Origin of the sequence: Paraburkholderia sp. GAS38, from assembly GCF_050434965.1 — a bacterium.
GTDB classification, from domain to species: domain Bacteria; phylum Pseudomonadota; class Gammaproteobacteria; order Burkholderiales; family Burkholderiaceae; genus Paraburkholderia; species Paraburkholderia phenazinium_A.
Map to the genome: position 1 here is coordinate 372,317 of NZ_JBNDJO010000005.1, position 12,586 is coordinate 384,902.

Genomic DNA, 12,586 nt, shown 5'->3' on the forward strand with positions numbered 1-12,586 from the left:
GTGTCCTTATGCCTTGCGCGTGACTGCGCCGTCACGGGCCAGCAGCGTGGCCGCGACGATGTCGTCCGCGAGATCGATGTTGAGTGCGCCTTCCTTGTCGATGATCAGCTTCAGGAAGTCGAGCAGGTTGCGGGCGTAGAGCGAGGACGCATCGGCGGCCACCATCGACGCCAGATTCGTAAAGCCCACGATCTGCACGCCATTTTTGACCACGATCTTGTCCGGCTCGGTAAGCGGACAGTTGCCGCCGCGCCGCCCTTCGTACTCGGGGCCGCGGCCCGCGGCCAGATCGATCAGCACCGAGCCGGGTTTCATGGCCTGCACGGTGTCGACGGAGATCAGCGTCGGTGCGGGACGGCCCGGAATCAGCGCGGTCGAAATCACGATATCGGCCTGTTTGGCGCGTTCGTGGACCAGCGCGCCCTGGCGTTGCAACCAGCTTGGCGGCATCGGTTTTGCGTAGCCGCCGACGCCTTGCGCGGCCTCGCGCTCCTCGTCGGTCTCGTACGAGACCTCGAGAAACTTGGCGCCCAGCGACTCGATCTGCTCTTTCACCGCCGGTCGCACGTCCGAGGCCTCGATCACGGCGCCGAGGCGCTTGGCGGTCGCGATCGCCTGCAAGCCCGCCACGCCGGCGCCGAGTATCAGCACCCGCGCCGCTTTCACGGTGCCGGCTGCCGTCATCAGCATCGGCATGAAGCGCGGGTAGAGGTCGGCGGCGAGCAGCACGGCCTTGTAGCCGGCAATGTTGGCCTGCGACGACAGCACGTCGAGACTTTGCGCGCGGGTCGTGCGCGGCGCGGCTTCCAGCGCGAACGCCGTGACGCCGGCCGCGGCGAGCTGCGCCGCGTTGTCGGCATTGAAAGGATCGAGCATGCCGACCAGCACCGCGCCGCGTTTCAGATGCGGCAATTCGGCTTCGGTCGGGGACTGGACTTTGAGAACGAGATCGGCGCCGAACGCGGTCGCGGCGTCGACGATCTCCGCGCCGACCGCGCTAAAAGCCTCGTCGGGGAAGCTGGCGCCGGTTCCGGCACCGCTCTGGATCGTGACCCGGTGGCCCTGCGATACGTATTTCTTGACCGTCTCGGGGGTGGCGGCAACGCGTGATTCGTGCGCTCGCGTCTCGGCTGGCACTCCGATGTGCATCTTTGACTCCTCCTCGGCCTTGCTGTTATTACGACAGAGCTGCCGACGAGGGACGCCGGCTTGCAATTGCAACGGCTACGACGCCACTTTAACCGAAACCGGGGGGCGCACCGAAATCAGGGACAATCCGGGGGGCCGGCGGGAGCCGCACGGGTCCGCAGTGGCGCCCGAACCGCCGCTTCCCGGCAGCCAGCCGCCATAGACGGTAAAATACCGCCCCATGAATCCCGAAACCTGGGCCGCGCACGTCACCGTGGCCGCCATCGTCGAGCGCGACGGACGCTTTCTCCTCGTCGAGGAGCACACGGACCACGGGCTGCGTCTGAACCAGCCCGCCGGCCATCTGGAAGCGGGCGAAACGCTCGCCGAGGCGGTCGTGCGCGAAACGCTCGAAGAATCCGCGCATCCGTTCACGCCCGAGGCGCTGGTGGGCGTCTACATGACGCATTTCGAGCGCCCGGCCGCAGCCGGCGTCACCTATCTGCGCTTCACGTATTGCGGCAGCGTCGGCGAGGCCGAGGCTCACCGCGCGCTCGATCCCGATATCGTCCGCACGCTGTGGATGAGCGCCGACGAGTTGCGCGCCTGTCCCGAGCGGCATCGCACGCCGCTCGTGATGCGCTGTATCGACGATTACCTCGCAGGCCGGCGTTTCCCGCTCGACTTCGTGCATACGCATTCGGTCGGGCCCACCCGATCAAGCAAGTCAGGCAACCCATGAGCAAGCAGAAAGTCGTAGTAGGCATGTCGGGCGGCGTCGATTCGTCGGTCACCGCATGGCTGCTCAAAGAGCAAGGTTACGACGTCGTCGGTCTCTTCATGAAGAACTGGGAAGACGACGACGACGGCGAGTACTGCTCGACGCGGCAGGACTGGATCGACGTCGTTTCGGTGGCGGATCTGATCGGCATCGACGTCGAAGCGGTCAACTTCGCCGCCGAATACAAAGACCGCGTGTTCGCCGAATTCCTGCGCGAATACTCGGCCGGCCGCACGCCGAATCCGGACGTGCTGTGCAACGCCGAAATCAAGTTCAAGGCCTTCCTCGACCACGCCATGTCGCTCGGCGCGGAAACCATCGCGACCGGCCACTATGCACGCGTACGCGAGGTCGAAGGCCGCTTCGAACTGCTGAAGGCACTGGACCATACGAAGGATCAGTCGTACTTCCTGCACCGCCTCAATCAGGCGCAGTTGTCGAAGACGATGTTTCCGCTCGGCGAAATCCCCAAGACGAAAGTGCGCGAGATCGCCGAGCAGATCGGCCTGCCGAACGCGAAGAAAAAAGATTCGACCGGCATCTGCTTTATCGGCGAGCGGCCGTTCCGCGATTTTCTGAACCGCTACCTGCCCACCAAGCCGGGTCCGATGAAAACCACCGACGGCAAGGTGGTCGGCGAGCATATCGGCCTCGCGTTTTACACGTTCGGCCAGCGCAAGGGCATTGGGCTCGGCGGCAGCAAGGAAGGCAGCGGCGAGCCGTGGTTCGTGGCCGGCAAGGAGATTGCGTCGAACACGCTGTATGTTGCCCAGGGCCACGATCATTCATGGCTGCTGAGCCACACGCTGAGCGCGGGCAATACCAGTTGGGTAGCCGGCCGCCCGCCCGCCGAAGACTTCGCCTGCGGCGCGAAAACGCGCTACCGGCAAGCCGACGCGGCCTGCACGTTCAGCACGGCGGGCGAGGCGGACGGCCACTTCGCGCTCAATTTCGCCGACGCGCAATGGGCTGTCACACCAGGGCAATCGGCCGTGCTCTACGATGGCGAGATCTGCCTGGGCGGCGGCATCATCGAACATGCGGTGACCGCGCAGCCGGCCGTGCGGCAGCCGCAGACCGCTGCGCTGCTCACCGCGCGATAAGTCGTGCGGTGAGCTGTGCAACGAGCAGTGCAACAGGCAAAACGATAAGCGGCGCAGCAACATAACAATCAGCGGTTAACCGCTCTCTGCAATGGAGTCCCCATGTTTTCTCGACGTTACCTCGCCATGTGGTGTGCAGTTGTGCTGCTCGTTGCCTGCGCGGCGCTCGCCGCGGCACATCATCTGTCGTGGTTCTGGATCATCGTCCCCGCATTGCTCGTCGCGCTCGGTCTGTTCGACCTGACCCAGGAACGCCATGCGATCCTGCGCAACTATCCGTTGTGGGGCCACTTCCGGTTCATGTTCGAATTCATCCGGCCTGAGATCCGCCAGTATTTCGTCGAGGACGACACCGACGAAAAGCCGTTCTCGCGCGCCCAGCGCAGCATCGTTTATCAGCGTGCGAAGAACGATGTCGACAGCCGGCCGTACGGCACCGAACTCGACGTCAAGGCGGTAGCGCACGAGTGGATCAGCCACTCGCTCGCCCCCACCCAGCTCGACGGTCACGACTTCCGCGTGGTGGTCGGCCCGGACCGTGCGCAACCCTACTCGATGTCGATCTTCAACGTCTCGGCAATGAGCTTCGGCTCACTCTCGGCCAACGCCATCATGGCGCTCAACCTCGGCGCCAGGAAAGGCAACTTCGCGCACGACACCGGCGAAGGCTCGATGTCGAAGTATCACCGCGAGCATGGCGGCGACATCATCTGGGAAATTGCTTCGGGCTACTTCGGTTGTCGCAACGACGACGGCTCCTTCAATGCCGACAAGTTCGCCAGGCAGGCAAAAGAGCCGCAGGTGAAGATGATTGAAGTGAAGCTGTCGCAAGGCGCGAAGCCGGGTCACGGCGGCGTGCTGCCGGCGGCCAAGATCACGCCGGAAATCGCCGAGACACGCGGCGTGCCGATGGGCCGCGACTGCATCTCGCCCGCCACGCACTCCGAATTCTCGACGCCGCGCGGCCTGCTCGAATTCGTCGAGCGCCTGCGCACGCTGTCCGGCGGCAAGCCGACCGGCTTCAAGCTGTGCATCGGCCATCCGTGGGAGTTCTTCGGCATCGCCAAAGCGATGCTGGAGACGGGCATCCTGCCGGACTTCATCGTCGTGGACGGCGCGGAAGGCGGCACGGGCGCCGCACCGCTCGAATTCACCGATCACGTCGGCGTGCCGCTGCAGGAAGGGCTGCTGCTGGTGCACAACACGCTGGTCGGCATCGGCTTGCGGCAGCGCATTCGCATCGGCGCAAGCGGCAAGATGATCACCGCCTTCGACATCACCAAGACGCTCGCAATCGGCGCCGACTGGGTCAACTCGGCACGCGGCTTCATGTTCGCGGTGGGTTGCATCCAGGCGCAGACCTGCCACACGGGCCGCTGCCCGACCGGGGTTGCGACGCAAGATCCGGTGCGCCAGCGCGCACTGGTGGTGCTGGACAAGTCCGACCGGGTCCTCAATTTCCACCACAACACCTTGCACGCGCTGCAGGAAATCATCCAGGCCGCCGGCCTCAAGCATCCGGCCGAATTGCGCGCGCATCACATCGTGCGGCGGGTGTCGTCGCATGAGGTCAGCCTGATGTCGGATCTGCTGAAGTACCTCGAACCGAACGATCTGCTGAACGGTAACTACCGCTACTCGCTGTACGAAAAGTGGTGGCCGGTGGCGAGCGCCGAGTCGTTTGCGCCGAAGGTGGAACTCGCGGCGACCTGACGCGCGGCTTGCGGACGGCGGCACGGCCTGGCCGCCATCCGTCCGTCCGTCATGCTCGCGCAGCCGCGCTCGGTCCACCGCTCAGCCTGCCGCTCAGTCCGCCGGGAAAGTATCGATGAACGGCTGCCGCTGCGACAGCTTCTGGAAGTGCTTGTCGAGATTCGGATACGACTCGCGCCAGTTCAGACCCGGCGTGCGGAAATCCAGGTAGCCGAGCGCGCAGCCCAGGGCGATATCCGCGAGCGTGTAGCGATTGCCCGCGCACCACGGTTTGCCGCCGAGCCCCTGCGACATTGCCACGAGGCCATCGTCGATCTTGCGTTGCTGGCGCGCCAGCCAGCCGTCCGAGCGCTGTTCGGCCGGGCGCAGCATACCTTCCAGGCGGATCAGCACCGCCGCATCCAGAACCCCGTCGGCGAGCGCTTCCCAGCAGCGCACCTCGACGCGCTCGCGTCCCGACGGCGGAATCAGCTTGCCGACCGGCGACAGCGTATCGACGTATTCGCAGATGACACGCGAGTCGAACACCGCCTCGCCGTCCTCCATCACGAGACACGGCACCTTGCCGAGCGGATTGAAGGTATGGATGGTGGTGTCCGGCGCCCAGACGTTTTCGAGCACCAGCTTGTAGTCGATCCTCTTCTCGGCGAAGACGATCCGCGCCTTGCGGACAAACGGACTGCCGAGCGAACCGATGAGTTTCATCATCACATCTGCCTTTTCTGCTTCTGGAATTGGGCGGAAGTATACGTTGGTTGACGGCCCTCCTGAGCGCCGCGCCCCATCTTCCGGAACAACGCCCACCGGAGCTGTGGACGGATTGCAACATTGCAGCTTCCTGCGCCGCCCGTCCACCTGGCCGGATGGCCAGGGCGCCGAATCCGGATGCCGATTGGGCGCTACAATTGCGCCATGAACCAGCCGAACGAACCCACTCTCGCCATCGACGTTTACCGCAAGCGCCGCGAGCGCGTGCTAGCTGCGCTGCGCGCGGCAGGCGGCGGCGTCGCCATCGTCCCCACCGCGCCCGAAGTGGTGCGCAACCGGGACGCCGACTATCCCTACCGGCACGACAGCTACTTCTACTACCTGACGGGCTTTACCGAGCCCCAAGGGCTGCTCGTGCTGGACGCCAGCGCGGGCGAGAACGGCCCGGCGTCGATCCTGTTCTGCCGCGCCAAGAATGCCGAGCGCGAGATCTGGGACGGCTTCCGCTTCGGTCCCGAGGCCGCCCGCGAAGCGTTCGGCTTCGACGCGGCGTTTGCGGTCGAGGAGATCGAGAGCCAGATGCCGCTCATCCTCGCGGACAAGCCGGCGCTGCACTACGCGCTCGGCAGCTCGGCCCAGCTCGACGAACAGGTGCGCCGCTGGCTCGACGCGGTGCGCGCCAAGGGCCGCAGCGGCGTCGCCGCGCCGGCCGCCGCGCACGACCTCCTGCCGCTCCTCGACGAGATGCGTCTCTTCAAGGACAGCCACGAACTGGCCATCATGCGCCGCGCCGGCGAGATCTCGGCGCTCGCGCATCGTCACGCCATCGCCGCGTCCCGCGCCGGCGTGCGCGAGTACGAACTCGAGGCCGAACTGCTGTACACGTTCCGCAAATACGGCGCGCAAGGGCCGGCGTACGGCTCGATCGTCGCCGCCGGCGCCAATGCCTGCGTGCTGCATTACGCGGCGGGCAACACCATCGCACAAGACGGCGACCTGATCCTGATCGACGCCGCCTGCGAACTCGACGGCTACGCGTCGGACATCACCCGCACGTTCCCGGCGAACGGCCGCTTTACGCCGGCGCAACGCGAGCTGTACGACATCGTGCTCGCCTCGCAGGAAGCCGCGGTTGCCGCCACCCGCCCAGGCGCCCATTTCGACGACCCGCATAACGCGGCCTTGCGCGTGCTATCGCAGGGGCTGCTCGACACGGGCATCATCGAGCGGGGGCTTTTCTCCTCGGTCGACGACGTGATCGAGGAACGCGCCTATGCGCCGTTCTACATGCACCGCACCAGCCACTGGATCGGCATGGACGTGCACGACTGCGGCGACTACCGGGAGCGCGGTGCGCCGCGCGATGCACAAGGCGCATTGCCTTCGCGCATCCTGAAGCCGTCGATGGCGCTGACGATCGAACCGGGGCTCTACATCCGCCCGGCGGAAAACGTCCCCGAGCAGTACTGGAACATCGGCATCCGCATCGAGGACGACGCGGTCGTCACACCGGACGGTTGCGAGCTGCTCACGCGCGACGTACCGGTCAAGGCCGACGAAATCGAAGCGCTGATGCAGGAAGCGCAGGCTGCGGCCGGCGCTGCGCGGCAGGCGTGATCAGACCGAAGCGATAGATAGCCCATGAACGACGTTTCTCAACCGGCCGGTGTGCCGCAGCCAGGCTCACCTGATGCGGCCGATACGCCCGAGGTGCCGTTCGACTTCGACGTGGCGATTGTCGGCGCCGGGCCGGTCGGGCTGGCGCTGGCCGGTTGGCTCGCGCGCCGCAGCGCGACCCAGGCGCTGTCCATCGCGCTGATCGACGCGCGCAAGCCGGAAGACGCGCTCGGCGATCCGCGGGCGATTGCCGTCTCGCAAGGCAGCCGCATGATTCTGGAGCCGCTGCGCTGGCCGGCGGACGCCACGGCGATTCACCGCATCCACGTGTCGCAGCGCGGGCAGTTCGGCCGCACGCTGATCGATCACACCGAGCACGGCCTGCCCGCGCTCGGCTATGTGCTGCGCTACGGTTCGATCGTGCAGGCGCTCGCCGAGGCCGTACGGCCGACCGCCGTGCACTGGCTGCAGTCCACCTCGGCGCAAGCGCCGGTTCAGGAACACGACGGCGTGACGTTGCCGGTCGAATCCGCGCAAGGCCCGCGCAACCTGCGCACGCGTATTCTGGTGAACGCCGAAGGCGGCTTGTTCCAGGAGCAGCAGAAGAAAAGCGGCAGCGCCGGCGGCACGCGCGATTATGGGCAAACCGCCCTGGTCGGCACGGTCAGCGTGTCGGCGCCGCGTCCGCATGTCGCGTGGGAACGTTTCACGGACCAAGGGCCGATTGCGCTCTTGCCCACGGGCGGCGCGCGTGACGCCGACTACGCGCTGGTCTGGTGCTGCTCGCCGGACGAAGCGGCACGCCGGGCTCAACTACCGGACGACGCGTTCCTGCGCGAACTCGGTACGGCTTTCGGCGACCGGATGGGCCGCTTCACGCAGATCAAGGGCCGCGCGGCGTTCCCGCTCGGCCTTAACGCGCTCGATACGCTCGTCAAGGGACGGGTCGTCGCAATCGGCAATGCGGCGCAGACATTGCATCCGGTGGCGGGCCAAGGGCTGAATCTGGGACTGCGCGACGCGCATGCGCTCGCCGACGCGCTCTCGCAGCACGGCGCAACGCCGCTCGCGCTGGCCGCGTTCGCACAGCGCCGTTCGCTCGACCGGCGCCTGACGATCCGCTCAACCGACACGCTCGCCCGTCTCTTCACGGTGGACTTCCCCGCGCTCGCTGCGCTGCGCGGACTCGCGCTGACCGCGCTCGAATTCGTGCCGCCGGTCAAAACCGCGCTGGCCCGGCAGATGATGTTCGGGCAACGTCGCTAGCTCTTCGGGTCATTCGCGTTCCGCGGCTCTATGAACCCGTGCACTTTCATAGAAGATTTAATGGGTTACGACAGCCTCAAGTCGGGTGTCGCGATTCCGTTAACGCTAAAATAGCGGTTTTCCCTCGCATTTCGCGCCCGCCCCCATCACGCTGATGTCCGGCGGTTGCGTCCCTGCCATGCCCACTCTCGGCTCCCACAATCTGCGCAACAACCTGTTCGTCGCCCCCATGGCGGGCGTGACCGACCGGCCGTTCCGCCAGCTCTGCAAGCGGCTGGGCGCGGGCTATGCCGTGTCGGAAATGGTCGCGTCGAACGCGCAGTTGTGGAAAAGCGAGAAGACCATGCGCCGCGCCAATCACGCGGGCGAGGTCGAGCCGATTGCCGTGCAGATCGCCGGCGCCGATCCGGCCATGATGGCCGAGGCGGCCCGCTACAACGTCGCCAACGGCGCGCAGATCATCGACATCAACATGGGCTGTCCCGCCAAGAAGGTGTGCAATGTGGCCGCCGGCTCCGCGCTGCTGCAGAACGAGCCGCTGGTGCAGCGAATCGTCGAGGCGGTGGTGGGCGCAGTGGGCGTGGGGCCGGATGCGGTGCCCGTCACACTGAAAATCCGCACCGGCTGGAACCGCGACAACAAGAACGCGCTGAGCGTCGCGCATCTGGCCGAAGACGCCGGCATTTCGATGCTCACGGTGCACGGCCGCACCCGCGCCGACCTGTATCACGGCGACGCCGAATACGAAACCATCGCCGCAGTGAAGGCCGCGGTGCGCATCCCGGTAGTCGCCAACGGCGACATCACCACGCCGCAGAAGGCGCGCGAGGTGCTCGCCGCTACCGGCGCCGACGCCATCATGATCGGCCGCGCGGCGCAGGGCCGCCCGTGGCTGTTCCGCGAGATCGAGCATTTCCTGCAAACCGGCGAGCTGTTGCCGCCGCCGCGCATCGACGAGATCCAGCAGGTGATGAACGAGCATCTCGAAGATCACTACGCGTTCTATGGCGAATTTACGGGCGTGCGCACTGCGCGCAAGCACATCGGCTGGTACACTCGCGGCCTTTCTGGCGCCAATGTGTTCCGGCACCGCATGAATACGCTGGACACGACGCGCGAACAACTTCTCGCCGTCAACGAGTTCTTCGACGCCCAAAAGGCGCTCTCCGACCGCCTCGTCTACGTGGAAGAGGATGTCAACCCGAACGGCGAGCCGGACCACTCCGACCGACTAGCAGCATGAGCAAGAACAATATCGAACAATCCGTCCGCGACAGCTTGGGCATGTACTTCCAGGACCTCGACGGCTCCAATCCGCATGACGTCTACGACATGGTTATTTCGTGTGTCGAAAAGCCGTTGCTCGAGGTGGTGCTCGAGCAGGCCGGCGGCAATCAGTCGCTGGCCGCCGAGTATCTCGGCATCAACCGCAATACGCTGCGCAAGAAGCTGCAACAGCACGGTTTGCTGTAGCTCGTTGTAGTTTTTTGGCGCCCCTGCCACGTCCACCTTCGGCTTCTCATTCTTCATCATGATCAAGCAAGCGCTCATCTCCGTTTCCGACAAGTCCGGCATCGTCGATTTCGCCAAATCGCTGTCGGACCTCGGCGTCAAGATCCTGTCCACCGGCGGCACCGCGAAACTGCTCGCGGACGCGGGCCTCGCCGTCACTGAAGTGGCCGACTACACGGGCTTCCCGGAAATGCTCGACGGGCGCGTGAAAACGCTGCATCCGAAAGTGCACGGCGGCATCCTCGCGCGCCGCGACCTGCCGGAGCACATGGCAGCGCTTGAGAAGCACGACATTCCGACCATCGACCTGCTGGTCGTGAATCTGTACCCGTTCGTGCAGACGGTAGCGAAGGAAGAGTGCTCGCTGGAAGACGCGATCGAGAACATCGACATCGGCGGTCCGACCATGCTGCGCTCCGCGGCGAAGAATCATCGCGACGTGACGGTGGTAGTCGACCCTGTGGACTACGCGGTCGTGCTCGAAGAAATGCGCGCGAACAGCAACGCTGTGTCGTACAAGACGAACTTCCGTCTGGCCACCAAGGTGTTCGCGCACACCGCGCAGTACGACGGTGCGATCACGAACTACCTGACAAGCCTGACCGAAGAACTGCAGCATGCGTCGCGCAACACCTACCCTGCTACGTTCAATCTGGCCTTCGACAAGGTGCAGGACCTGCGCTACGGCGAAAACCCGCACCAGAGCGCCGCGTTCTATCGCGACCTGTCGGTGCCGGCCGGCGCGCTGGCGAACTACGCGCAGTTGCAAGGCAAGGAACTGTCGTACAACAACATCGCCGATTCCGATGCAGCATGGGAATGCGTGAAGACTTTCGACGTGCCGGCCTGTGTCATCGTCAAGCATGCGAATCCGTGCGGCGTGGCGGTGGGCGCCGATGCGCACGAAGCCTACGCCAAGGCGTTGCAAACCGATCCGACCTCGGCGTTCGGCGGCATCATCGCCTTCAACCGTGAAGTGGACGAGGCAGCGGCACAAGCGGTGGCCAAGCAGTTCGTCGAAGTGCTGATTGCGCCTTCGTTCAGCGCGGCAGCGCGTCAGGTGTTCGAAGCGAAGAAGAATGTGCGTCTGCTGGAAATCGCGTTGGGCGAAGGCCATAACGCGTTCGACCTGAAGCGCGTGGGCGGCGGCCTGCTGGTGCAGTCGCTCGATTCGCACAACGTGCAGCCGCACGAACTGCGCGTCGTTACGAAGCGTCATCCGACGCCGCAGGAAATGGACGATCTGCTGTTCGCCTGGCGCGTGGCGAAGTATGTGAAGTCGAACGCTATCGTGTTCTGCGGCAACGGCATGACGCTCGGCGTCGGCGCAGGCCAGATGAGCCGTGTGGACTCGGCGCGGATTGCGAGCATCAAGGCGCAGAACGCGGGCTTGACGCTGACGGGTTCGGCGGTGGCGTCGGACGCGTTCTTCCCGTTCCGCGATGGTCTCGATGTCGTGGTCGCCGCGGGCGCAACCGCCGTGATCCAGCCGGGCGGCTCGATGCGCGACGATGAAGTCGTCGCTGCCGCCGACGAGCACAACATTGCGATGGTGCTGACCGGCGTGCGTCACTTCCGGCATTGATGTCTGCTTGACCCGGCGATGCTGCGTTGTGCGCTGTTGCAAGGCCGGCGCGCCACACCTCCTGGTCGCATAAACCACGCGAAACGAAACGGCCCGGCAGATTTTTCTGCCGGGCCGTTTTGTCTTGTGCGCGCGGCTGCGCTTGCGCGTACGCCGCTCAATCGTCCGGGTCTTTTCTGGCGTAACCAGCGCTCACCTCGTCGTGGGTGCTGATGTATGTGCTCAAACCCAGACCACGCTGAGCCAGTCGGCTCATCTCCGCCACATGATCGGCTCCGGCACTCGCATCTGTGTACCAATAGGTCACACCGGATCTGAAGCGAACCGCAATACAGCCGACGCCGAGCGCGTAAGCCTCGACGCCCGAGTCACCGCTTAGATTTCGATAGCGCTCCATGCCTGCCTCCTCGGCTGTTTCCGGTTGTCCCGACTACTTATGCCTCGCCCTTACTTCGTCCGGCTGCCGCAAGCGCGGCGAAGCTTTATTCGCGGCTCGGCGGCTTGCGCACCCCGCCGCGCGTCCCGTTCGTTGTAGTATCGCAGGCACTTAGTTCGCAGCGCATCTCATGAGAATTCTCGGCATCGACCCCGGCTTGCGTGTGACCGGTTTCGGCGTGATCGACCAGCACGGTCATCAGCTCACCTACGTGGCAAGCGGCACCATCAAGACCGCTGACGCCGACTTGCCGTCGCGCCTCGGCACGATCTTCGAAGGCATCTCCACGCTGATCCGCCAGCACGCGCCCGATCAATCCGCGATCGAAAAGGTGTTCGTCAACGTCAATCCGCAATCTACGCTCCTGCTCGGCCAGGCACGCGGCGCAGCGATCTGCGGGCTGGTGGCGGGCGGCGTGCCGGTAGCCGAATACACCGCGCTGCAACTGAAGCAGGCCGTGGTGGGCTACGGCCGCGCGACCAAGGAGCAGATGCAGCAGATGGTGGTGCGTCTGCTGAACCTCGCCGGCGTGCCCGGCACAGACGCCGCCGATGCCCTCGGCATGGCGATCTGCCATGCCCACAGCGGCAGCACGCTCAGCACGCTGGGCGGCATCGCACCCTCGCTCGCCAAGAAGGGCCTGCGGGTGCGCCGCGGGCGGCTGGTGGGCTAACGCCTGCCGCGTCCGGGCGCCCCGCGCTGCGCTACACTCGCCCTTTCTCTCACGATTGAACCCG

The 12,586-nt window shown here is 65.4% G+C and carries 12 protein-coding genes; 9 read left to right on the forward strand and 3 right to left on the reverse strand.

The window, feature by feature from the left end:
* Window positions 1–6 precede the first annotated feature (6 nt).
* On the reverse strand, window positions 7–1,149 hold the full coding sequence (locus P3T42_RS15070; RefSeq protein WP_074302409.1) for a Re/Si-specific NAD(P)(+) transhydrogenase subunit alpha: 1,143 nt from the start codon (window positions 1,147–1,149) through the stop codon (window positions 7–9).
* 220 nt (window positions 1,150–1,369) lie between these two features.
* Between P3T42_RS15070 and P3T42_RS15075 the strand changes: the two genes are divergently transcribed.
* The 3 genes from P3T42_RS15075 (at window position 1,370) to P3T42_RS15085 (ending at window position 4,725) form a co-directional block, all read left to right on the forward strand.
* Complete coding sequence (locus tag P3T42_RS15075; protein WP_074302410.1) at window positions 1,370–1,870, forward strand: NUDIX hydrolase; 501 nt, start codon at window positions 1,370–1,372, stop codon at window positions 1,868–1,870.
* Window positions 1,867–3,012 (forward strand): tRNA 2-thiouridine(34) synthase MnmA, encoded by a 1,146-nt coding sequence (gene mnmA, locus P3T42_RS15080; RefSeq protein WP_429306486.1) that lies wholly within the window; start codon window positions 1,867–1,869, stop codon window positions 3,010–3,012. The genes P3T42_RS15075 and mnmA overlap by 4 nt, the downstream gene beginning before the upstream one ends.
* A gap of 102 nt (window positions 3,013–3,114) precedes the next feature.
* Window positions 3,115–4,725 (forward strand): FMN-binding glutamate synthase family protein, encoded by a 1,611-nt coding sequence (locus P3T42_RS15085; protein WP_074302414.1) that lies wholly within the window; start codon window positions 3,115–3,117, stop codon window positions 4,723–4,725.
* A 93-nt stretch (window positions 4,726–4,818) separates the two neighbouring features.
* Here the strand turns inward: P3T42_RS15085 and P3T42_RS15090 are convergent, their stop codons facing one another.
* Window positions 4,819–5,433, reverse strand: a complete 615-nt coding sequence (locus P3T42_RS15090; RefSeq protein WP_074302415.1) for a glutathione S-transferase C-terminal domain-containing protein — start codon at window positions 5,431–5,433, stop codon at window positions 4,819–4,821.
* 204 nt (window positions 5,434–5,637) lie between these two features.
* Between P3T42_RS15090 and P3T42_RS15095 the strand changes: the two genes are divergently transcribed.
* From P3T42_RS15095 to purH, 5 genes are all read left to right on the forward strand, one after another.
* A complete protein-coding gene (locus P3T42_RS15095; RefSeq protein WP_429306487.1) occupies window positions 5,638–7,050 on the forward strand; it encodes an aminopeptidase P N-terminal domain-containing protein in 1,413 nt (470 codons plus the stop codon).
* 24 nt (window positions 7,051–7,074) lie between these two features.
* On the forward strand, window positions 7,075–8,316 hold the full coding sequence (locus tag P3T42_RS15100) for a UbiH/UbiF/VisC/COQ6 family ubiquinone biosynthesis hydroxylase (protein ID WP_429306488.1): 1,242 nt from the start codon (window positions 7,075–7,077) through the stop codon (window positions 8,314–8,316).
* A 178-nt stretch (window positions 8,317–8,494) separates the two neighbouring features.
* Window positions 8,495–9,559 (forward strand): tRNA dihydrouridine synthase DusB, encoded by a 1,065-nt coding sequence (dusB, locus tag P3T42_RS15105; RefSeq protein ID WP_074302421.1) that lies wholly within the window; start codon window positions 8,495–8,497, stop codon window positions 9,557–9,559.
* Complete coding sequence (locus P3T42_RS15110; protein WP_007180440.1) at window positions 9,556–9,789, forward strand: Fis family transcriptional regulator; 234 nt, start codon at window positions 9,556–9,558, stop codon at window positions 9,787–9,789. Before dusB ends, P3T42_RS15110 begins: the two co-directional genes overlap by 4 nt.
* Window positions 9,790–9,847: 58 nt before the next feature.
* Window positions 9,848–11,413 (forward strand): bifunctional phosphoribosylaminoimidazolecarboxamide formyltransferase/IMP cyclohydrolase, encoded by a 1,566-nt coding sequence (gene purH, locus P3T42_RS15115; RefSeq protein ID WP_429306489.1) that lies wholly within the window; start codon window positions 9,848–9,850, stop codon window positions 11,411–11,413.
* Window positions 11,414–11,570: 157 nt separating this feature from the next.
* Here purH and P3T42_RS15120 read toward each other — a convergent pair whose 3' ends face one another.
* Window positions 11,571–11,810, reverse strand: a complete 240-nt coding sequence (locus tag P3T42_RS15120) for a hypothetical protein (protein WP_074302424.1) — start codon at window positions 11,808–11,810, stop codon at window positions 11,571–11,573.
* Window positions 11,811–11,979: 169 nt separating this feature from the next.
* Between P3T42_RS15120 and ruvC the strand changes: the two genes are divergently transcribed.
* A complete protein-coding gene (gene ruvC, locus P3T42_RS15125; protein WP_074302425.1) occupies window positions 11,980–12,522 on the forward strand; it encodes a crossover junction endodeoxyribonuclease RuvC in 543 nt (180 codons plus the stop codon).
* Window positions 12,523–12,586: the final 64 nt, after the last annotated feature.